The 20,910-nt window shown below is 70.2% G+C and carries 21 protein-coding genes; 10 read left to right on the plus strand and 11 right to left on the minus strand.

The window, feature by feature from the left end; translation table 11 throughout:
• The first annotated feature begins 51 nt into the window (after positions 1 to 51).
• Together ACZ7L9_RS30280 and ACZ7L9_RS30285 are read left to right on the plus strand one after the other, a co-directional pair.
• Complete coding sequence (locus tag ACZ7L9_RS30280; RefSeq protein WP_471420154.1) at positions 52 to 999, plus strand: ATP-binding cassette domain-containing protein; 948 nt, start codon at positions 52 to 54, stop codon at positions 997 to 999.
• Positions 996 to 1,781 (plus strand): ABC transporter permease, encoded by a 786-nt coding sequence (locus ACZ7L9_RS30285; RefSeq protein WP_471420156.1) that lies wholly within the window; start codon positions 996 to 998, stop codon positions 1,779 to 1,781. The genes ACZ7L9_RS30280 and ACZ7L9_RS30285 overlap by 4 nt, the downstream gene beginning before the upstream one ends.
• Positions 1,782 to 1,797: 16 nt before the next feature.
• Here the strand turns inward: ACZ7L9_RS30285 and ACZ7L9_RS30290 are convergent, their stop codons facing one another.
• The 3 genes from ACZ7L9_RS30290 to ACZ7L9_RS30300 form a co-directional block, all read right to left on the minus strand.
• A complete protein-coding gene (locus ACZ7L9_RS30290) occupies positions 1,798 to 3,222 on the minus strand; it encodes a glutamate decarboxylase (protein ID WP_471420158.1) in 1,425 nt (474 codons plus the stop codon).
• Positions 3,223 to 3,293: 71 nt separating this feature from the next.
• Entirely contained in the window at positions 3,294 to 3,917 is a 624-nt protein-coding gene (gene wrbA / locus ACZ7L9_RS30295) for an NAD(P)H:quinone oxidoreductase (RefSeq protein WP_471420272.1), read from the minus strand.
• Between the two features lie 169 nt (positions 3,918 to 4,086).
• Entirely contained in the window at positions 4,087 to 5,373 is a 1,287-nt protein-coding gene (locus ACZ7L9_RS30300) for an ion channel protein (RefSeq protein WP_471420160.1), read from the minus strand.
• Positions 5,374 to 5,520: 147 nt separating this feature from the next.
• Here ACZ7L9_RS30300 and ACZ7L9_RS30305 point away from each other — a divergent pair, with 147 nt between their 5' ends.
• Positions 5,521 to 6,279, plus strand: coding sequence for a MerR family transcriptional regulator (locus ACZ7L9_RS30305; RefSeq protein WP_471420162.1), 759 nt, complete (start codon positions 5,521 to 5,523; stop codon positions 6,277 to 6,279).
• Between the two features lie 126 nt (positions 6,280 to 6,405).
• On the opposite strand, the gene ACZ7L9_RS30310 is transcribed toward ACZ7L9_RS30305, so the two are convergent.
• The gene (locus ACZ7L9_RS30310) at positions 6,406 to 6,771 is read right to left on the minus strand and encodes a YbjQ family protein (RefSeq protein ID WP_471420164.1); all 366 of its coding nucleotides are present in this window, start codon (positions 6,769 to 6,771) and stop codon (positions 6,406 to 6,408) included.
• Between the two features lie 145 nt (positions 6,772 to 6,916).
• Between ACZ7L9_RS30310 and ACZ7L9_RS30315 the strand changes: the two genes are divergently transcribed.
• Positions 6,917 to 7,630 carry a DedA family protein gene (locus tag ACZ7L9_RS30315; RefSeq protein ID WP_471420166.1) on the plus strand — a complete coding sequence of 238 codons (714 nt, stop codon included), beginning with the start codon at positions 6,917 to 6,919 and terminating at the stop codon, positions 7,628 to 7,630.
• Between the two features lie 24 nt (positions 7,631 to 7,654).
• Here the strand turns inward: ACZ7L9_RS30315 and ACZ7L9_RS30320 are convergent, their stop codons facing one another.
• Entirely contained in the window at positions 7,655 to 9,364 is a 1,710-nt protein-coding gene (locus tag ACZ7L9_RS30320; RefSeq protein ID WP_471420168.1) for a threonine/serine exporter family protein, read from the minus strand.
• A 223-nt stretch (positions 9,365 to 9,587) separates the two neighbouring features.
• A complete protein-coding gene (locus ACZ7L9_RS30325; protein ID WP_003968257.1) occupies positions 9,588 to 10,082 on the minus strand; it encodes an inorganic diphosphatase in 495 nt (164 codons plus the stop codon).
• Positions 10,083 to 10,168: 86 nt separating this feature from the next.
• Between ACZ7L9_RS30325 and dacB the strand changes: the two genes are divergently transcribed.
• From dacB to folE, 6 genes are all read left to right on the plus strand, one after another.
• Positions 10,169 to 11,674, plus strand: a complete 1,506-nt coding sequence (gene dacB / locus ACZ7L9_RS30330; RefSeq protein WP_471420170.1) for a D-alanyl-D-alanine carboxypeptidase/D-alanyl-D-alanine endopeptidase — start codon at positions 10,169 to 10,171, stop codon at positions 11,672 to 11,674.
• A gap of 49 nt (positions 11,675 to 11,723) precedes the next feature.
• Positions 11,724 to 12,857, plus strand: a complete 1,134-nt coding sequence (locus ACZ7L9_RS30335) for a zinc-dependent metalloprotease (RefSeq protein WP_471420172.1) — start codon at positions 11,724 to 11,726, stop codon at positions 12,855 to 12,857.
• A gap of 199 nt (positions 12,858 to 13,056) precedes the next feature.
• The gene (gene tilS / locus ACZ7L9_RS30340; protein ID WP_471420174.1) at positions 13,057 to 14,139 is read left to right on the plus strand and encodes a tRNA lysidine(34) synthetase TilS; all 1,083 of its coding nucleotides are present in this window, start codon (positions 13,057 to 13,059) and stop codon (positions 14,137 to 14,139) included.
• 100 nt (positions 14,140 to 14,239) lie between these two features.
• Positions 14,240 to 14,779, plus strand: coding sequence for a hypoxanthine phosphoribosyltransferase (gene hpt / locus ACZ7L9_RS30345; protein WP_266752243.1), 540 nt, complete (start codon positions 14,240 to 14,242; stop codon positions 14,777 to 14,779).
• Positions 14,780 to 14,990: 211 nt separating this feature from the next.
• Positions 14,991 to 17,021, plus strand: coding sequence for an ATP-dependent zinc metalloprotease FtsH (ftsH, locus tag ACZ7L9_RS30350; RefSeq protein WP_471420176.1), 2,031 nt, complete (start codon positions 14,991 to 14,993; stop codon positions 17,019 to 17,021).
• A 148-nt stretch (positions 17,022 to 17,169) separates the two neighbouring features.
• A complete protein-coding gene (gene folE, locus ACZ7L9_RS30355; protein WP_471420178.1) occupies positions 17,170 to 17,775 on the plus strand; it encodes a GTP cyclohydrolase I FolE in 606 nt (201 codons plus the stop codon).
• A gap of 33 nt (positions 17,776 to 17,808) precedes the next feature.
• Here folE and ACZ7L9_RS30360 read toward each other — a convergent pair whose 3' ends face one another.
• The 5 genes from ACZ7L9_RS30360 to folP all read right to left on the minus strand — a co-directional run bounded on the left by ACZ7L9_RS30360 (position 17,809) and on the right by folP (position 20,905).
• The gene (locus tag ACZ7L9_RS30360) at positions 17,809 to 18,291 is read right to left on the minus strand and encodes a DUF3180 domain-containing protein (RefSeq protein WP_471420180.1); all 483 of its coding nucleotides are present in this window, start codon (positions 18,289 to 18,291) and stop codon (positions 17,809 to 17,811) included.
• A gap of 116 nt (positions 18,292 to 18,407) precedes the next feature.
• Positions 18,408 to 19,019 (minus strand): 2-amino-4-hydroxy-6-hydroxymethyldihydropteridine diphosphokinase, encoded by a 612-nt coding sequence (folK, locus tag ACZ7L9_RS30365; RefSeq protein WP_471420182.1) that lies wholly within the window; start codon positions 19,017 to 19,019, stop codon positions 18,408 to 18,410.
• Positions 19,016 to 19,375 carry a dihydroneopterin aldolase gene (folB, locus tag ACZ7L9_RS30370; protein WP_471420184.1) on the minus strand — a complete coding sequence of 120 codons (360 nt, stop codon included), beginning with the start codon at positions 19,373 to 19,375 and terminating at the stop codon, positions 19,016 to 19,018. The genes folK and folB overlap by 4 nt, the downstream gene beginning before the upstream one ends.
• A gap of 193 nt (positions 19,376 to 19,568) precedes the next feature.
• Entirely contained in the window at positions 19,569 to 20,048 is a 480-nt protein-coding gene (locus tag ACZ7L9_RS30375) for a nuclear transport factor 2 family protein (protein WP_471420186.1), read from the minus strand.
• Complete coding sequence (gene folP / locus ACZ7L9_RS30380) at positions 20,045 to 20,905, minus strand: dihydropteroate synthase (protein ID WP_471420188.1); 861 nt, start codon at positions 20,903 to 20,905, stop codon at positions 20,045 to 20,047. The genes ACZ7L9_RS30375 and folP overlap by 4 nt, the downstream gene beginning before the upstream one ends.
• Between the last annotated feature and the right edge of the window lie 5 nt (positions 20,906 to 20,910).

A 20,910-nucleotide genomic window follows, 5' to 3' on the forward strand; every position in this document is an offset into this window, starting at 1 on the left:
GCTACCTTCTAGGTCACTAGTCAAGTTTGACTACTGGAAGGTGTGGCGATTTTGACCGACGCGATCGCTGTCGAAGGTGTGCACAAGCGGTACCGGGAGAAGCGTGCCCTGGACGGTCTGGACCTCAGGGTCGCCGCCGCCACCGTCCATGCCGTGCTCGGCCCGAACGGTGCGGGCAAGACCACGGCCGTACGCATCCTGTCGACGCTGCTGCGGCACGACGAGGGACGCGCCGAGGTGGCGGGTTTCGACGTACGGCACCGGGCCGGCGAGGTCCGGCGCCGCATCGGGCTGCTCGGGCAGCACGCGGCGGTCGACGAGGAGCTCGGCGGCCGGCAGAACCTGGAGATGTTCGGCCGGCTGTACCACCTGGGCGCCCGCCGGGCGGGTGTCCGGGCGGACGAACTGCTGGTCCGCTTCGGGCTCGCGGACACCGGCCGGAAACCGGTCAAGGAGTACAGCGGCGGCATGCGTCGACGGCTCGACCTGGCCGCCTCGCTGATCACCGACCCGGAAGTGCTCTTCCTGGACGAGCCCACCACCGGACTCGACCCGCGCGGCCGGGCCGAGGTGTGGGCGGCGGTGCGGTCACTGGTGGGCGGCGGCACGACGGTCCTGCTGACCACGCAGTATCTGGAGGAGGCCGATCAGCTCGCTGACCGGATCTCGGTGATCGACGCGGGACGGGTGGCCGCCGAGGGGACGCCCGACGCGCTGAAGACGATGGTGGCCGGGGACCGCATCGATGTCGTCGTCCGGGACGGGGCCCAACTGGCGGCCGCGGCACGGCTGCTGGGCGACGACGCGGTGGTCGACACGGACCGGCGGCTGATCGGGGCGCCGGCCCCGGACCGGATGGCGACCCTGACCCGGACCGTACGGGCGCTGGAGGAGGCGGGCATCGAGGCGGAGGACATCGCGGTGCGGCGTCCGACGCTGGACGAGGTCTTCCTCGCGCTGACCGACCGGAAGTCCGAGGCCGCGGAGGTGCCGGCATGAGCGCGATGAGCTGGGCGGTTTCCGACTCCTGGACGATGACCCGGCGCGAACTGGCGCACTGGTCGCGGCAGCCGGTGCGGATCGTCGTCGGCCTGGTCTTCCCCGTGATGCTGCTGCTGATGTTCAACTACCTGGTCGGCGGAGGGCAGGGCGTCGACGGCGACAACACCGAGTTCCTGGTGCCCGGCATGCTCGCGCTCACCATGGCCTTCGGCCTGGAGTCGACCATGCTCGCGGTCACCCAGGACCTCGACAAGGGTGTCATCGACCGGTTCCGCGCCATGCCGATGGTCTCCGGTTCGGTGCTGGTCGGCCGGAGCGTCGCGGACATGCTCCAGTCGGCGGCCGCGCTCGTCGTGCTGACGGGCGTCGGCTACGCGGTCGGCTGGCGCTGGCACCACGGGCCGGCCGCGGCGCTGGGGGCGGTGGGGCTTCTGCTGCTGTTGCGGTTCGCGATGCTGTGGATCGGCATCCACCTGGCGCTGGTGGCGGGGAAGCCGGAGCTGGTGCAGGCGGTGCAGATCCTGGTCTGGCCGGTCGGCTTCCTCTCCAACGTCTTCGCCACACCCGAGTCGATGCCGGGGTGGCTGGGCGCGGTCGTCGAATGGAACCCGATGTCGGCCACGGCCACGGCGGTACGCGGCCTGTTCGGCAACCCGGGGGCGGCCGGCGGCAGCTGGGCGTCCGACCATGCCGGACTGCTCGCGGCGGCCTGGCCGTTGGCACTGCTCGCGGTGTTCTTCCCGCTGGCGGTACGGAGGTTCGCCCGGATCGGCCGCTGACCGCGGCGCCCGGCGCTCAGTGGTGGAAGGATGTCGCCGCCTGTTTGTCCTGGCTCAACGGGTGCGGCTGGCGGCGCAGGTCGGGCAGGATCAGCCGGAGGTCCTCCAGCAGCAGCTCGGCGAGGTCCGACGAGAAGCCGTTGCGGCACACCACCCGCAGCACCGACAGGTCCTGCCGGTTTGCGGGGAAGGTGTAGGCGGGCACCAGCCAGCCCTGCTCCCGCAGCCGTCGGGACACGTCGAAGACGTCGTACGCCTCCACGTCCGGCGCGGTCGTCAGTGCGAAGACGGGCAACTGGTCGCCCTGGGTGAGGAGCTGGAAGTCGCCGAGCTTCCCGATCTGCTGCGCCAGCGAGGTCGCGACGTCCCGGGAGACCTGCTGAACGGCCCGGTAGCCGTCCCGGCCCAGCCGCAGGAAGGTGTAGTACTGCGCCACCACCTGTGCGCCGGGCCGGGAGAAGTTCAGTGCGAAGGTCGGCATGTCGCCGCCCAGGTAGTTGACCCGGAATACCAGCTCCTCGGGCAGCTCGGCGGGCGAGCGCCACAGTGCCCAGCCGACCCCCGGGTAGACCAGACCGTACTTGTGCCCGGAGGTGTTGATCGAGGAGACCCGGGGCAGCCGGAAGTCCCACACCAGGTCCTCGTCCAGGAACGGCGCCACCATCGCACCGGACGCCCCGTCCACATGGACGGGGATGTCCAGGCCGGTGCGCTCCTGGAGGGCGTCCAGGGCCGCGCAGAGCTCCGCGATCGGCTCGTAGGAACCGTCGAAGGTGGAGCCCAGGATGCCGACGACGCCGATGGTGTTCTCGTCGCAGAGATCGGCCGCGGCCTGCGGGTCGAGATGGAAGCGGTCGCCCTCCATCGGGACCAGCCGCGGCTCGACCTCCCAGAAGTTGCAGAACTTGTCCCAGCAGACCTGCACATTGATGCCCATGACCAGGTTCGGTCGGGCGGTCGCCGGGTAGCGGTCGGCGTTCCTGGCCGCCCAACGGCGTTTCAGCGCCAGGCCGGAGAGCATGCAGGCCTCGCTGGAACCGGTCGTCGAACAGCCCACGACGGTCGAGGGGTCGGGGGCGTTCCACAGATCGGCGAGCATCGCCACGCACCGCCGTTCCAGCTCGGCGGTGCGTGGGTACTCGTCCTTGTCGATCATGTTCTTGTCGCGGCACTCGCCCATCAGCACCCCGGCCTGGGGTTCCATCCAGGTGGTGACGAAGGTGGCCAGGTTGAGCCGTGCGTTGCCGTCGAGCATCAGCTCGTCATGGACCAGGCCGTAGGCGATCGAGGGCGGCATCGGTCCGTCGGGAAGCCGGTGCCGGGGCGGCGCCGACTCCATTCCGGCGATCGGGTCGGCCTCTCCGTAGAACGGGTTGAGGGCGAGCCTTCGGCGTTTCTCGGACGGTTCCGTACCGTGCGGCGAACCCTTGTGGAGAGGCATCGGTGAACAGCCTTTCTCGGCTCTCGGCGGTCTTTTGTGATCTGCCACGGTCCTGTGGACGTGCGGTGCGTTCAGCTCTCGGCGGCGAGGCCGTCCTTGATGGCCCGGGCGAACCTGACGACGCGTTCGGTCTGGACCCGGGCCGCGGTCAGGGTCTGCACGCCGACCGGGATGTCGCCCTGGCCGGCCACGTGCGAGGTGCCGTACGGATTGCCGTCGACGTACTTCGAGGGGTCCGTGTAACCGGGGGCGACCAGGATGCCGCCGAAGTGGTGGACCGTGTGGTAGAGCGCGAGCAGCGTGGACTCCTGGCCGCCGTGCGCGGTGCTGGTGGAGGTGAAGCCGCTGTAGACCTTGTCGGCCAGGCGGCCCGCCTGCCAGAGGCCGCCGAGGGTATCGATGAACTGCTTGAGCTGGGAGGAGACATTGCCGAACCGGGTCGGCGTACCGAAGATCACGGCGTCCGCCCAGGCCACGTCGTCGGGCGATGCCTCGGCGATGTCCGCGGTCGCCTTCGCGTTGGCGGCCCAGGCCGGGTTGGAGTCGATGGCCGCCTGCGGGGCGAGCTCACGGGCCTTGCGCAGCCGCACCTCCGCACCGGCCTTCTCGGCGTCCTGCGCGATGGCGCCGGCCATCGCGGCGACGGTGCCGGTTGATGAGTAGTAGATGACGGCTACGTTGACGGGCGTGGGCATCGCGGGAACCTCCGGCAGGGCCTTACGGGATGTATCCATGCGTATCCATATGAGTGTGACGATACGTAAAAAACGGGATGATACGTAAAAAGGGGCACCCGGCGCGTCGGGCGACGGCGCAGGGTGGTGGCTCCGGGGCACGGCTGCGGGCCACGGCTCCGGGGCGGGGTCACCTCAGCTGCGAACCGTCCTCGTGCAGTTGCATCTGCGGCCGCCCGGTCACCAGCAGCCAGGCCGGCAGCGAGGCGACGCACAGGATCGGGAGGACGGCCGCGTCGCCTGCCAGCACCGCCGCGGTGAACAGGCTCAGCCAGCCCTGCCGGGTGATGGCCAGCAGAATGCCCAGCACCGCACAGGTCACCGCGAGCGCCACCGGCACCGACGGGACCAGGGCGTGGGCGCAGAGCCCCAGCGCGACCCCGACGAAGACGGCGGGGAAGATCCGGCCGCCCCGGAAGCCGCAGGTCGCCGCGATCAGCAGGGCGGCCGTCTTCACCACGGCCATGACCGCGAACTGCCCGGCCGACCAGCCGCCCGGGTCGGCGGCGAGCTCCTTCACCTCGTCGAGCCCCTTGAAAAGGGTGAGGTGGCCGCCCAGCGCACCCAGCAGGCCCAGCAGCAGTCCGCCGAGGGTCAGTGCCAGGACCGGTTTCCTCAGGGTTCGGAAGAACCGGTGCGTGTGCGGGAAGGCGTACACCGCCGCCAGGCCCAGCACCGCACCCCCCAGGGCGATGACGACCGAGGAGAGCAGGTCGCCCCAGTGCGGGTGGGTATAGGCGGGCAGCGACAGGTCGAAGCTGGGATGGGCCAGCAGCGTCATGGTGAGCGCACCGGCGGTGCCCGCCGCGAGCGGGCCGAAGAGCCGGTCCCAGAGCGCGCCCGGTCGGGCGCGGGAGGTGAGGGCCTCGGAGAGGATCAGCGCGGCGGCGACCGGGGTGCCGAACAGTGCGCCGACGGTGCCGGCCGCGGCCAGGGCGATCCACAGTTCCGCCGTCTTGCCCGGCGCGAACCGGCGGCCGAGCCAGTACGCCAGCGCGATGTTGGCGGCCGTGATCGGATTCTCCGGACCGAGACTGACCCCGCTCGCCAGGGTGAGGGCCGTGACGAGCAGCAGCCCGGGAACCACACCCGGCGCGAGCGGCGGGTCGACCAGCCCGGTGGTCGCCGGATCGGGACCGGCGTGGCCGGGCACCACCTGGATGAGCAGTCCGATCACCAGCCCGCTCGTGGTGAGCATCACGATCATCCAGAGGCTGGAGTAGCGGCCGATGGAGAGGGCGTCGGGGAGCGTTCCCCAGAGGACATGCTGCAGCTTCTCCGCGAGCAGGCTGACGCCCAGCAGGATGAGGGCCGAGGCGACGCCGACGGCCAGGGCGGGCACGATGACGGGCAGCAGCCGGTGCACGGGGGTGGGCCCGGGCGCGGTTCCGGTCGGGGCCGGAGAATCTGTGGCCATCGGCTCACCTTATAGACGTAAAAGCCGCATACCTCCTCGAACGGCATCGAATGACGCCGGAAGGCGTGGTGTTTCGGGCTTGCACCTCACGTCGCGTCAGGACTCAGGCTCGGTACGTACCCAGAACGGAGAAGGGAGCGGGGAGTCGTGGACTACTCCGTGGGACAGGTCGCCGGATTCGCCGGGGTCACGGTGCGCACCCTGCATCACTACGACGGCATCGGGCTGCTGTCGCCCGGCGGGCGCAGCCACGCGGGCCACCGCCGCTACGACGACGCCGACCTCGACCGGCTGCAGCAGATCCTGTTCTACCGGGAGCTCGGCTTCCCGCTCGACGAGATCGCGGTACTGCTCGACGATCCGGACGCGGACCCGCAGGAGCACCTGCGCCGCCAGCACCGGCTGCTGACCGGCCGGATCGCCGAGCTCCGAAAGATGGCAGCCGCCGTCGAGACAGCCATGGAGGCACGGAAGATGGGCATCAACCTCACGCCCGAGGAGAAGTTCGAGGTGTTCGGGGGCAAGGACCCCGAGGAGCATGCCGAGGAGGCCGAACGCCGCTGGGGCGGCACCGCCGCCCACGCCGAGTCGCAGCGCCGGGCCGCCCGCTGCACCAAGGAGGACTGGAAGCGGATGCAGGCGGAAGTCGCCGACTGGAGCGCCGCCTACGACGCGCTGATGGAGGCCGGCGAACCCGCCACCGGCGAGCGGGCGATGGACCTGGCCGAGGCGCACCGACTGCACATCACCAATTGGTTCTACGAGTGCACCTCCGAGATGCACCGGGGGCTCGGCGAGATGTACGTGTCCGACCCGCGGTTCCGCGCGTACTACGAGTCGATGCGGCCCGGCCTGGCGGAACACCTGAGGGCCGCGATCGACGCCAACGCGGAGCGCCGGGCGTAGTCCGTACGGGGACGGACGTACGGGAGTGGGACGTACGGGAGCGGGACGTACGGGGGCGAGAGCGACCTCACCCCCGTACTCGCTTCTCGCTCAGCTCTCGCTCAGCTCTCGCTCAGCTCTCGCTGGTCACGTCCTGCTGATCACGGCGGCCGTACCGTACGCGCACACCTCCGTGCCCACGTCGGCCGCCTCGGTCACATCGAAGCGCATCATCAGCACCGCGTTGGCGCCCCGGGCCCGCGCCTGCTCGACGAGCCGTTCCATCGCCTGGTTCCGGGTCTGGACGAGCGTCTTGGTCAGCCCTTTCAGCTCGCCGCCGATCATGGACTTCAGTCCGGCGCCGATCTGGCTGCCGAGGTGGCGGGAGCGAACGGTCAGGCCGAACACCTCACCGATCACCCGGGTCACCTGGTAGCCCGGTACGTCGTTCGTGGTGACGACCAGGACATCCGACTGGTCCGCCTGCCCGCCGCCGAAATCCTCGATACTCATCGTGTGGCACCTCCTGGAGAGAGCTTTGTCCCGGTTGGCCCGGTGCGTACTTTCGCAGGGGCCACTGGAACCCGGGGACATCATTCTGCGTTGATAGCTTTGGCGGCCACGAAGCCGTCATCGATCGATCCAGGAGCCCGGACCCTTGAATACGCTTGCGCTCGGACCGAGCTGGCTGGACCCGGACTATCTGATCAACACGTTCGGACTCCCCGGCGTCCTCCTCGTCGTCTTCGCCGAGTCCGGACTGCTGATCGGCTTCTTCCTGCCCGGTGACTCGCTGCTGTTCACCACGGGCCTGCTGGTGACCACGGGCCAGCTGAAGACCCCGTTGTGGTTGGTCTGTCTCCTGGTCGCCCTCGCGGCGATCATCGGCGACCAGGTCGGATATCTCTTCGGCCGCAAGGTCGGTCCCTCGCTCTTCAAGCGCCCGGACTCCCGCCTCTTCAAGCAGGAGAACGTCGAGAAGGCCCACGACTTCTTCGAGAAGTACGGGCCGAAGTCGCTGATCCTGGCCCGCTTCGTGCCCGTCGTGCGTACGTTCACGCCGATCATCGCCGGTGTGAGCCGGATGAACTACCGCTCGTTCATCACGTTCAACATCATCGGCGGCGTGCTCTGGGGCGTCGGCGTCACGCTGCTCGGGGCGGCGCTCGGCAAGATCGAGTTCGTGCACCAGAACATCGAGGCGATACTCATCCTGATCGTGCTCATCTCGGTGGTGCCGATCGCGATCGAGTACCTGCGGGCCCGCTCCAGGTCGAAGAAGGAAGCGGCGGCCGGCGGCGTGGCGGGCACCGGCCCGTCCGCGGGCCCCGGCCCCTCCACGGCGCAGCGCGGCCGCCACGCCAAGCGCTGACCACGAGCCGCACCGTCGGCGGTGTCAGAAGCCGCGCGTCCGCTTGGCCGCGCGGCGGTTCGCCCCGCCGACCGCTCCCGGCACCCGCATGAACAGCCGGGAGACCTCACTTCCCAGGTTCACCCCGATCGCGATCGCCAGCGCCGTCGCCACCGCGGTGGACAACGAGGCGAGCCCGGCGTTCACATTGCCCTGGGCCACGCCCAGCAGACCGAAGTACGTGGCCGAACCGGGCAGCAGCGGACCGATCGCCGCCGTGATGAAGGGCAGCGACGAGGTGTACCGGTAGCGCGAGAACAGTTGCCCGAACAGGCCCACCAGACCGGCCGCCGTCGCTGTCGCCAGCACCGGCGAGATATGGCCGGTCCGGGCCATCGCCCCGTAGATCACCCAGGCCACCCCGCCGTTGAGGGTCACCGCGAGCACGGTGGACCGGTCCTGCTGGAGCAGGATCGCGAAGGCGAGACAGAGCGCCATCGACGCCAGGATCTGCACCACCGGCCGGTCGTGGGCGATGAACCTGGTCTCCGGGTTCAGCTGGGCGCCCAGCTGAACTCCCAGGTACAGCACGAGCAGCACACCGACGACGATCCCGATGAAGAGGTACATGACTTCGAGCAGGCGCGCGGCGGCCGTGATGTAGTAGCCGGTCAGCCCGTCCTGCACGCCCGCCACCAGGGCCCGCCCCGGCAGCAGCGCGAACAGCCCACCGGTGATCACCGCTGACGGCTGTACGTCCGACCAGTGGGTGAGGGTCAGCGCCACGCCCATCGCGGCGGGCGGCATGGCCGCCGCCACGAACTGGTAGAACTCCGGCAGCCCCCGCCCGGCGCAGAGCCAGGCGAGCCGGTCACCGAGCATCGCGCCGATCGCGGCCACTACGAAGACCAGTGCGCCACCGCCGACCAGCACCGATGCCGCCCCCGCGAGACCGCCGCCGGCCAGCGTCAGCACCCAGCCGGAGTACGGGTGCCGGTTGCGCCGGATCTCCGCCAGGCGCCGGTAGGCCTCCTCCAGCGAGACGTCGACGTCCTCGGTGGTGATGTCGTCGATGAGCCGGAAGACGGCGGCCAGCCGGGTGTAGTCGGTGCCACGACGGCGTACGGTGCGGCTCGCCGTCACCGGGTCGTCGACCAGCGACGGCTGGTGCGAGATCGACAGCAGGGTGAAGGTGACGGTGGGCTCGCAGCGGTCGAGGCCGTAGCTGCGGGTCACCGCGAACATCGCCGCCTCGACGTCCTCGGCGCCCTCGCCGCCCGCGAGCAGCAGCTCCCCGATACGCAGCGTGAGGTCGAGCACGCGCGGCACCGCGGGCCCCGCCTCGTCGGGCTTCTGCACCAGTTCGGGCGCGGGGCGCTCGGCGACCGGCATCCGCAGCATCGTGCGCATCCGGTCCTGCCAAGGGGCCTCCTTGGTCAGCCGGATCATCGGGCTGCCGTGAGCCGGGGTGAACGCGGGCGGCGCGTGCTGGGCGCTGTACGTGCTCGGCGGGGCGAAGGCGGAGCCGATCGTGTCCGAGCCGGAGGCGGTACCGGAACCGGAGCTCGAAGCGGAAGCCGGGCCCGGTCCTTGGGGCTCGGTCGTCAGACCGGTCGGGATGGCGAATTCCGAGGTCGGCTGGTCGTCCTCGGACGCAGACGTCCGCCGCCCCACCCCGGCCGGCGGGACGAAGGCGCTGCGCGCCTCGTCGGACTGGGGCTTCTGGTCCTCCGGACCGCCCGTTTCCGCCACCACTCGACCTCGCTCCTCATCGGCTGCGCGTCTTCGGTTGCGCTGCTGCCAGTATGGCCACGGACAAGGGTGCGGACGCGAAGTGGGCGGCACTCCCTCGGAGGGAGTGCCGCCCACTTCCGGCACTGAACCGAAAACAGAACCGAAAACAGAACCGAAAACGGAACCGAAAACGGAATCGCGCGCGACGTATCTCAGCCGGAACCCGGCCGCGACCCGCAGGTCGTCAGTGCGCGCCGCCCTGCGCCTCAAGGCGCTTGTAGGAGGCCTCGATCTCGGCCTCGGCCTCGGCGCGGCCGACCCAGTCGGCGCCCTCGACGGACTTGCCGGGCTCCAGGTCCTTGTAGACCTCGAAGAAGTGCTGGATCTCCAGGCGGTCGAACTCCGACACGTGGTGGATGTCGCGCAGGTGCTCCACCCGGGGGTCGGAGGCCGGCACGCACAGCAGCTTGTCGTCGCCGCCGGCCTCGTCCGTCATCCGGAACATTCCGATGGCGCGGCACTTGATGAGGCAGCCGGGGAAGGTCGGCTCGTCCAGGATGACCAGCGCGTCCAGCGGGTCGCCGTCCTCGCCGAGGGTGTTCTCGACGAAACCGTAGTCCGCCGGGTAGCTGGTCGAGGTGAAGAGTCGACGGTCCAGGCGGATCCGACCGGTCTCGTGGTCCACCTCGTACTTGTTCCGCGAACCCTTCGGGATCTCGATGGTGACGTCGAACTCCACGGGTGGCTCCTCCATGATCAACACATACGACTGGTGATTAAGTGTCCCCCACGCAGATGTGTGCTCGCGAAAGGGGCTGGTCAACGGTGGACGAGCCGGTGAAAAGACCATCGGTCAACCCGCTGGACAAGCTGAGCAGGCTCGCCCGGCCGGGCGGCGTGATCAGATTGCGGGGGCTGAGCGATCGGCAGTTCGCGGCTGTCTCCGCCGGCCTGGGCCTGGTGCTCGCGGCCGGCGTCGTCCTTGCCGCCGGCCCCTGGGACTCGGGTCAGCGTAAGGCCGAGCAGGACTGGGCCGCCGCCCGCAACCGTACAGGTGGCGCAGATCACGAACCCGGCACGCCGTCCGGACCGGAACCCGCCCCCAGCGCCCCGGCCGTCCTCGCCCCGCTCTCCGCCGCGGTCGACAACGCCGCCCCGGACGCCCGCGGCAACCAGGACGGCGCGGCGGCCGCCCTCCGCGCCACCCTCGGCCCCCTGCTGAAGGCCCCCGCCCTGGGCACCGTGCGTACCGCCGTCGTCATCGACACCACCACCGGCGAGCGGCTGTACGGCCAGGGCGCCGACACGCCCATGACGCCCGCCTCCACCGTCAAGATCGCCACCTCGGTCGCCGCCCTGAGCGCGCTCGGCCCCGGCCACCGCATCGCCACGACGGTCCGGGCGTCCCCCGACTCCCGCGGCCTCACCCTGGTCGGCGGCGGCGATCCCACCCTCGACAGGGCCGCACTGCGCGAGCTGGCCGCCGACACTGCCCGCGCCCTGAAGGACCGCGGCGTGAAGACGGTCCGCCTCGCGTACGACGCCTCCCGCTACTCCGGTCCCGCGCGGCACCCGATCGGCCCCAACGAGAACATCGCGCCCGTCAGCGCCCTGATGACCGGCGAGGGCAGGCTCGACAGCACCGACAGCGGACCGGCCCCGCGCAGCGACGACCCGGCCGGTGACACCGCCCGGACCTTCGGCAGACTGCTCCACGACGCCGGGATCGACACCGGGTCCGGCCCGGCGCCCGGCCGCCCGGCCGGCGGGTCCCGGACGGTCGCCGAACACCTCTCCGCCCCGCTCTCCGCCCTGGTCGAACGGGCCCTGACCAACAGCGACAACGACATCGCCGAGGCACTCGCCCGGCAGACCGCCCTGGCCGCGGGCGAACCGGCCGACTTCGCCGGCGGACGACGGGCCGTCACCGCACAGCTCAAGAAGCTCCACCTGCCGCTGACCGGCGCGAACTTCGCCGACGGCAGCGGGCTCAACCGCAAGGACAAGGTCACCGCCGGACTGCTGGCCGGCCTCCTCGCCCGCGCCGCCGACCCGGACCACCCCGAACTGCGCGCCGTCCTCACCGGCCTTCCCGTGGCCGGGTTCAGCGGCACCCTCAGCGGCCGTTACACCGAGAAGTCCGCAGGCACCGGCCTGATCCGCGCCAAGACCGGCACCCTCACCGGAGTGAATTCCCTCGCCGGTACGGTCGTCGACCGGCAGGGCCGGCTGCTCGCCTTCGCCTTCCTGGCATCCGGCACGACATCCCCCTCCGAGGCCCAGTCCTCCCTCGACGCACTCGCCACCAGCCTCGCCACCCGAACCCGGTGAGCCGGTCGACACCACACCGCGGACGGACCCGAGCACGTACCGTTGACGCATGACGAGCATCGGTGGTGCCGAGATGGTCGACTGGAATCTCGCGGTGGCGACCGCGACCCGACTCGTGCGGCCGGGGCCGGAGATCAGCCGGGAGGAGGCCCGCGAAGTCGTCGCGGAGCTCCGCCGGCATGCCAAGGCCTCGGAGGAGCACGTCCGTTCCTTCACCCGGATGATCCCCGAGGGGACCGATCCGGAGGACACCCCGGTCCTGATCGTGGACCGGGCCGGCTGGATCAAGGCCAACGTCGCGGGCTTCCGCGAACTGCTCCGCCCCCTGCTGGGAAAGATGCAGGAGCGGCGCGGCAACGGCCCCGGCGGCGCCGTGCTCGGCGCGGTCGGCGGCAAGGTGACCGGCGTCGAGGTGGGGATGCTGCTGTCGTTCCTCGCCTCCCGGGTCCTCGGCCAGTACGAGACGTTCGCCCCGGCCACCCGCGAACTCCCGGCCTCGGCGGACGGCGGCGGCAGGCTGCTGCTCGTCGCCCCGAACATCGTCCACGTCGAGCGCGAACTGGAGGTCGACCCGCACGACTTCCGGCTCTGGGTCGCCCTCCACGAGGAGACCCACCGCACCCAGTTCACCGGGGTGCCCTGGCTCCGTGACCACCTTCAGGGCGAGATCCAGTCATTCCTCGAGGAGACCGACGTCGACCCGGTGACCGTGCTGGAGCGGCTCCGCGAGGCGGCCCAGTCCCTGGCTGGGGGGCGCCCCGAGGGCGAGGAGGGCGAGGACGGCGGCCGCAGCTTCGTCGAACTCGTCCAGACACCCGCGCAGCGCGAGATCCTCGGCCGGCTCACCGCCGTGATGTCTCTGCTCGAAGGACACGCCGACTATGTGATGGACGGCGTCGGTCCGGAGGTGGTCTCCTCCGTCGGCGAGATCCGGGAGAAGTTCCAGCAGCGCAGGGCGCGCGGCGCGAGCCGGCTCGACCAGGCGCTGCGCAAGCTCCTTGGACTCGATGCCAAACTGCGCCAGTACCGGGACGGCGAACGGTTCGTCCGCGCCGCGGTCGACGAGGTCGGCATGGACGGCTTCAACCGGGTCTGGACCTCGCCGAACACGCTCCCGACCAAGGCGGAGATCGCGAAGCCGGCGGACTGGATCGCGAGGGTGCACCGTAAGGCAGAGTCCTGATCATGACGGGCCGGACGGCGTGCGACAGGACAAGAACGCGCCGGTATTCACCCATCCGAGGGACCGTAGGGGCATGGGAAGGCGTGCAATGCTCGATGAACGGCTTGCCTCTGTCACCATCGACGCACTCTGAGTGACGGCACACTTTTCGTCCCGGCACTCCGAGGCACCTCCCCGAACTTCACGAAGGGCACCGGACATGGGTCCCCATCCTGCGGTCGCGGCGATACGCCTGGCGGTCCGCCGCGTACTCCACGACGTACTCACCGAACACACCCGTTGCGCCGAGCACACCCGGCGCACCCCGCACCCCGAGCTCGCCGAAGCCGGCGCGGGCAGGCAGCGCGCCGCGCTCCCCGAACGCCCCGGTACCCCCCTGGTGCTGGTGGCGTGCTCCGGCGGCGCCGATTCCATGGCACTCGCCTCCGCCCTCGCCTTCGAAGCCCGCAAACTCGATGTCCGGGCCGGCGGCATCACCGTCGACCACGGCCTCCAGGACGGCTCCGACACCCGGGCCGCCGAGGTCGTCGACCGCCTCACCGACATGCACCTCGACCCGGTCGAGTCCGTCGCTGTGCGGGTCGGCCAGGAGGGCGGACCCGAGGCCGCGGCCCGCGACGCCCGCTACGCCGCCCTCGACGCGGCCGCCGAGCGGTACGGCGCCGCCGCCGTCCTGCTCGGCCACACCCGTGACGACCAGGCGGAGACGGTGCTGCTGGGCCTCGCCCGCGGCTCCGGCATCCGCTCGCTGTCCGGCATGGCCGCCGCGTCGGGACCGGCGGGCCGCTACCGCCGCCCCTTCCTCCAGCTCGACCGGCAGACCGCCCGCAAGGCCTGCCTCGTCCAGTCGCTGCCCGTCTGGGACGACCCGCACAACATCGACCCCGCCTACACCCGCTCCCGACTGCGCCACGAGGGCCTGCCCGCCCTGGAGAAGGCGCTGGGCAAGGGCGTCGTCGAGGCCCTGGCCCGTACGGCGCAGCTCTCCCGCGACGACGCCGACGCCCTTGACACCTGGGCCGCCGAGGCCGACCGCGCCGTTCGGGACGACGCGGGCCGGCTGGAGTGCGCCAAGCTGTACGCGCTGCCGCCCGCCGTGCGCCGCCGGGTGCTGCGCCGGGCCGCCATGGAGGCGGGTTCCCCGGCCGGTTCCCTCTTCGCCCGGCACATCGAGGAAGTCGACCGTCTGATCACCGGCTGGCGCGGCCAGCGGGCCATCAATCTGCCCGGCCGGGTCGAAGCCATGCGTCAGGGTGGCAGACTGGTGATTCGGCAGAGCTGAAGCACGGGCGGCTGACAATGCAGGCGAGCGGCCGCGCAGGTACGGGGCATCACCCCGGACCGGGCAGGCAGAGAAAGAGACGCGGGTGAACGAGAAGGACATGGGCACCGACCTTCAGTCGGTGCTCCTCACCAAGGAAGAGATCGACGCGAAGCTCGTCGAGCTGGCCGCGAAGATCGACGCGGAGTACGCGGGCAGGGACCTGCTCATCGTCGGCGTCCTCAAGGGCGCCGTGATGGTGATGGCGGACCTGGCGCGTGCGCTGTCCACCCCCGTCACGATGGACTGGATGGCCGTCTCGTCGTACGGCGCGGGTACCCAGTCCTCCGGAGTGGTCCGGATCCTCAAGGACCTGGACACCGACATCAAGGGCAAGCACGTCCTGATCGTCGAGGACATCATCGACTCGGGCCTGACCCTGTCCTGGCTGATGTCGAACCTCGGCTCGCGCGAGCCCGCGTCCCTGGAGATCTGCACCCTGCTGCGCAAGCCGGACGCGGCCAAGGTCGCGCTCGACTGCAAGTGGGTCGGATTCGACATCCCCAACGAGTTCGTCGTCGGGTACGGGCTGGACTACGCGGAGAAGTACCGCAATCTCCCCTTCGTCGGCACGCTCGCCCCGCACGTCTACGGCGGCTGACCGTCTCCCGGTCCCGGGTGCCGGCCTGACCGGGACGGGGCGCCGGGAACCTTTCACGGGATTCCCGCCGTTGAGCCTTCGAAGGCAGGTTTTGACAGACGTCCCCGGCAGTCGCGGGTGACAATGCTGGGGTACCGTCCGAAGAACAGTCTTTTCTCACAGCAGCATTTACCTACGGGCAGGAGGGACGGGGCGTCATCGCCCCGTATGGATGGACGTGAAGCGATACTTCCGTGGGCCGGTCATGTGGATCGTGCTGGCCGTCCTCGCCGTGGTCGTGTTGATGCAGGTCGTCGGCTCGTCGGGCGGCTACGAATCGGTGGACACCGGCAAGGTGATCCAGGCGATCAGCAAGGACCAGGTGGCGCAGGCCAAGCTGACCACCGGTGACGAACAGATCATCAAGATCGAGTTGAAGAAGGACCAGAAGCTTTCGGGCGAGTCCGGCAGCAAGTTCCAGGCGAGCTACATCGGCGACCAGGGTGTCCAGCTGGCCGACACGCTGCAGCAGAAGTTCGAGAGCGGCAAGATCGACAAGGGCTACACCGTCTCGCCGTCGAAGCAGTCCCCGTTCATCTCGATCCTCCTCTCGCTGCTGCCCTTCGTCCTGATCGTGGTCGTCTTCCTGTTCCTGATGAACCAGATGCAGGGCGGCGGCTCCCGAGTCATGCAGTTCGGGAAGTCCAAGGCCAAGCTGATCACCAAGGACACGCCGAAGACGACGTTCGCCGATGTGGCGGGGTCGGACGAGGCCGTCGAGGAACTCCAGGAGATCAAGGAGTTCCTCCAGGAGCCGGCGAAGTTCCAGGCCGTCGGCGCCAAGATTCCCAAGGGTGTCCTGCTGTACGGGCCTCCTGGTACGGGCAAGACGCTGCTCGCACGCGCCGTCGCGGGCGAGGCGGGCGTCCCGTTCTACTCGATCTCCGGTTCCGACTTCGTCGAGATGTTCGTCGGTGTCGGTGCCAGCCGGGTCCGTGACCTCTTCGAGCAGGCCAAGGCGAACGCCCCGGCGATCGTCTTCGTCGACGAGATCGACGCCGTCGGCCGGCACCGCGGTGCCGGCATGGGCGGCGGTCACGACGAGCGCGAGCAGACGCTGAACCAGCTGCTCGTCGAGATGGACGGCTTCGACGTGAAGGGCGGCGTCATCCTGATCGCCGCCACGAACCGGCCGGACATCCTCGACCCGGCGCTGCTGCGCCCGGGCCGTTTCGACCGGCAGATCGCGGTCGACCGGCCGGACATGCAGGGCCGTCTCGAGATCCTCAAGGTGCACCAGAAGGGCAAGCCGGTTGCGAAGGACGTCGACCTCGGCGCCGTCGCCCGTCGTACGCCCGGCTTCACCGGTGCCGACCTGTCGAACGTGCTGAACGAAGCGGCGCTCCTCACGGCGCGCGGCAATCTGAAGCTGATCGACAACAAGATGCTCGACGAGGCCATCGACCGCGTCGTCGCGGGCCCGCAGAAGCGGACCCGGATCATGTCCGAGAAGGAGAAGAAGATCACCGCGTACCACGAGGGCGGACACGCCCTGGTCGCGGCGGCTTCCCCCCAGTCGGACCCGGTCCACAAGATCACGATCCTCTCCCGCGGCCGCGCCCTCGGTTACACGATGGTGCTCCCGGAGGAGGACAAGTACTCCACGACGCGCAACGAGATGCTCGACCAACTGGCCTACATGCTGGGCGGGCGCGCGGCCGAGGAGCTGGTCTTCCACGACCCGACCACCGGCGCCGCGAACGACATCGAGAAGGCCACCGCAACGGCCCGCGCGATGGTCACGCAGTACGGCATGACGGAGCGGCTCGGCGCGATCAAGTTCGGCGGCGACAACACCGAGCCCTTCGTGGGCCGGGAGATGGGCCACCAGCGCGACTACTCGGAAGAGGTCGCGGCCCTCGTCGACGAAGAGGTCAAGAAGCTCATCGAGACCGCGCACAACGACGCGTGGGAGATTCTCGTCGAGAACCGCGACGTGCTCGACGCCCTCGTTCTCCAGCTCCTGGAGAAGGAGACGCTCGGCAAGGAGGAGATCGCCGAGATCTTCGCCCCGATCGTGAAGCGCCCGTCCCGTCCGGCATGGACCGGCTCCGCCCGACGCACCCCGTCGACGCGGCCGCCGGTGCTCTCGCCGAAGGAACTCGCCCTCACCAACGGAGCCACCGCGGCGAACGGCTCGGTCGTCCCCACGGACACCGTCCCGGCCACCGAGGTGATCCCGGAGGACCACCCCGAGGCATAGAAGCCCTGGTGTGGCCCCTGTCACGGGGTTCGTACCGGGTCTGGAATGGATGCCGCGCCCCCGCAGGTTCTAGCCTGTGGGGGCGCGGCTTTTTCGTACGCCCGTGCGGATGTATATGCGGGTGACAGCTCAAGGGAACGAGGCACAGATGACCGACCCGGTGACGTTGGACGGCCAGGGTCCGATCGGTGAGTTCGACGAGAAGCGGGCCGAGGCCGCCGTACGTGAACTCCTTCTCGCGGTGGGCGAGGATCCGGACCGTGAGGGACTGCGCGAGACACCGGGCCGGGTGGCAAGGGCGTACAAGGAGATATTCGCGGGCCTCTACCAGGAGCCCGAGGACGTCCTGACGACCACGTTCGACCTGGGCCACGACGAGATGGTGCTGGTCAAGGACATCGAAGTCTTCAGTACCTGTGAACACCATCTGGTGCCGTTCAGGGGCGTCGCGCACGTCGGGTACATCCCGGCGACCAGCGGCAAGATCACCGGTCTTTCGAAGCTGGCCCGCCTCGTCGATGTGTACGCCCGGCGTCCGCAGGTCCAGGAGCGGCTCACCACGCAGATCGCCGATTCGCTCATGGAGATCCTGGAGCCGCGCGGCGTCATCGTCGTCGTCGAGTGCGAGCACATGTGCATGTCGATGCGGGGTATCCGCAAGCCGGGTGCCAAGACGCTGACGTCGGCGGTCCGCGGACAGCTCCGCGACCCCGCGACGCGCGCCGAGGCCATGAGCCTGATCATGGCGCGCTGAGTTCCGGAGCGGCCCGTGGGAGGTGAGCTCCTCTTATGCGGCCGCCGAGCTCTTGTCTTTGTCCTCGTCGTCCGGGAGCTTGCAGATACGTTCGAGCCAGAGGGCCGCGGCCACTACCGCGATGCCGGCGAGGACCGCGAAGCCCGCGTAGATCGCCTGGTCGCGGCGGGCCGGGATGTCGAGCGAGCCGAGCAGGAAGACGCCCGTGCCGCCGTACATGCCGGAGACCAGGGAGACGACCAGGGCGCTGGCCTGGCCGAAGACGACTGCCCGGGCCGCCATCAGGGGCTCGACGCCCTTGGCCCCCGGCCGGCGCTCGCGCTGGGCACGCAGCCGGGAACGGATGGAGAGTGCCGTCGCGAGCAGGATGGCGGCGATCACCGCGAGCACGATCGGCGCGGCGAGGGGAACGCTCGGCAGGCTGCCCAGGGAGTCCCAGAGGCGGGCGCCGCCCCAGGAGAGCACCCCGGCCGCGGCGAAGAGGCCGACCAGTATCCCGAGCCGTAGTTGCTTCACCGAGTGATCCGCCCTTCGCCGCCGGTGGGTCCGTGCCGTCAGTGGTCAGTGGTCAGTGGTCGGTCAGTCGTCCGTGGTCCGTGTCGCCACCGGTCCGTGTCCGTCGAGCCTAACGACTACTCGGGCAGCCGGAGTTCCAGATCGGTCCGGGGCAGTACGCCCGCACGGCCGAGGCCGGCCAGAAGCTCCGCCACGGGGCCTGCGCCGGGCAGCTGGGCCTCGGGGTCGACGTCGTGCCACGGGGCGAGGACGAAGGCCCGCTCATGGGCCCGGGGGTGAGGGAGGGTGAGCGACGGGTCGTCGGAGACGACGTCCGCGTACGCCACGATGTCGACGTCGATGGTGCGCGGGCCCCAGCGCTCCTCGCGGACCCGTTCGAAAGCCTCTTCGATGGCCTGACCGCGTTCCAGGAGCGAGGACGGGGGAAGCGTCGTCTTCACCACGATCACCGCGTTGAAGTACGAGGGCTGGGAGCCGGGAGCGACGCCCCAGGGCTCGGTCTCGTAGACCGGGGAGACCGCTTTGACCCGCAGGCCGGGGGTGTCCTCCAGGGCGTCTATGGCGCCCTGGAGCGTCTCCAGGCGGTTGCCGAGATTGGAGCCCAGGGAGATCACGGCGCGTTTGGGGTTGGAGAGGGTGATGTCCGCGGCGTCCACCTGCTCGACCACGGAGGCGGGTACCGGCTGTACGGTCGGGTCGCTCTGCCCCTCGGTAGAAAATGCACTCATACTCGGCTCCGGGTGATGGTGATGGTCACATCGTCGAAGGGGACGGTGATCGGCGCGTCCGGCTTGTGCACCACGACCTCCACCTCCTCGACTCCTTCGTGCTTGAGGCACGTCTGGGCGATGCGCTCCGCGAGCGTTTCGATCAGGTCGACCGGTTCCCCCTGCACCACCTCGACGACTTCCTCGGCGACGATGCCGTAGTGCACGGTCTTCGTCAGGTCGTCGGCGGCTGCCGCGGGGCGGGTGTCGAGGCCGAGCACCAGGTCGACGATGAACGTCTGGCCCTCCTCCCGTTCCCGGGGGAAGACGCCATGGTGTCCACGGGCCTTGAGGCCGCGCAGCGCGACACGATCCACGCGAATCACTCCTGCTGTCGTAGGGCGTAGAGACACGGGGCCGCGTGCGGACGGCCGGGTTCTCACTCTCGAATCTACCTGCGAGCACCGACAGTGCCCGCCCGCGGGGGCTATGGACAGGACCCCGTGGGACTGGTATCCGCTACTACCCCCTTCACCCGCTCCCAACCCCCCTGTCGCGCGGATGTTCTGGTCAGGAGGGGGTTTCTTCCTCGTTCTCGTCATCGGATTCGGTGAGTACGGGCGAGCCGTGGTGGGACCAGAGCTTCCAGCCGTCCGGCGTGCGCCGGAACACATTGGTGGCCACGACAAGTTGGCCGACCAGCGGTCCGAGCGCGTTGCCGTCCTCCGCGGGGCCGCCGCTGAGGATGTTCTCGGTGCAGGTCACCAGGGCCGTGTCGCCGGTCATCGCGATCCCGACATCGGTCAGGAAGAACTGGATGTACTCGGTGTTCGCCATGATCAGGGCGTAACTGCGCAGTACCTCGCCGCGCCCGGTGAGCACCGGCCAGCCTGGGTGGACGCAGGAGACGGTGAGGTCCTCTCCGGGCAGCCAGAGCCCGGAGAGCTCCTCCAAGTCGCCGCGCTCCATCGCCTCGTAGAAGGCGGTGTTGGCCTGCTCGACGGCCGCGATGTCGGCGGCCGCCTCCGCGTGCTCGTCGCGCCCGCTCACGCGGCGCCCTCGACGGCGCGCGCGACCCGTACGGCGTCGGCTGTGGCCCGGACCTCGTGGACCCGGACGGCCCAGGCGCCGGCGTGGGCGGAGAGCGCGGAGATCGCCGCGGTGGCGGCGTCACGTTCGCGGGCGGGTGGCGGGGCGGCGCCCTCGCCGGCCAGCACATGGCCGAGGAAGCGCTTGCGGGAGGCGGCGACCAGCAGCGGGCGGCCCAGGGCGCGCAATTCGTCGAGGTGGGCGACGAGGGCGAGGTCGTGGCCGGCGTCCTTGGCGAAGCCGAGACCGGGGTCGATCACGATCCGTTCCGGGGCGATACCGCCCGCGATCACGGCATCCATCCGCTCCCGCAGCTCCGTGACGACTTCGGCGACGACGTCCTCGTACACCGCCCGGCTGTTCATGGACTCGCTGAAGCCGCGCCAGTGCATCACGACGAACGGCGCGTCGGCCGCCGCGACGACACCGACCATGTCCGGGTCGGCGAGGCCACCGCTCACGTCGTTGACCAGGGCGGCTCCGGCCGCGACCGACTCCTCGGCGACCCGGGCCCGCATGGTGTCGACGGAGACCGTGACCCCTTCGGACGCCAGGCCCCTGACCACCGGGACCACGCGCCGCAGCTCCTCCGACGCGTCCACCCGGCTGGCGCCGGGGCGGGTCGACTCGCCCCCGACATCGATCAGGTCGGCGCCCTCGGCGACCAGGTCGAGGCCGTGTTTGATCGCGGCCGTGGTGTCGAACCAGCGGCCCCCGTCGGAGAAGGAGTCCGGGGTCACATTGACGACCCCCATGACCGCGCAGCGGTCCCACTCCGGCAGGCCTCGGACCGTGCCTCGTCCACGCAACGTACTCATGCGAC

Source organism: Streptomyces sp. NPDC111516 (genome assembly GCF_055635345.1).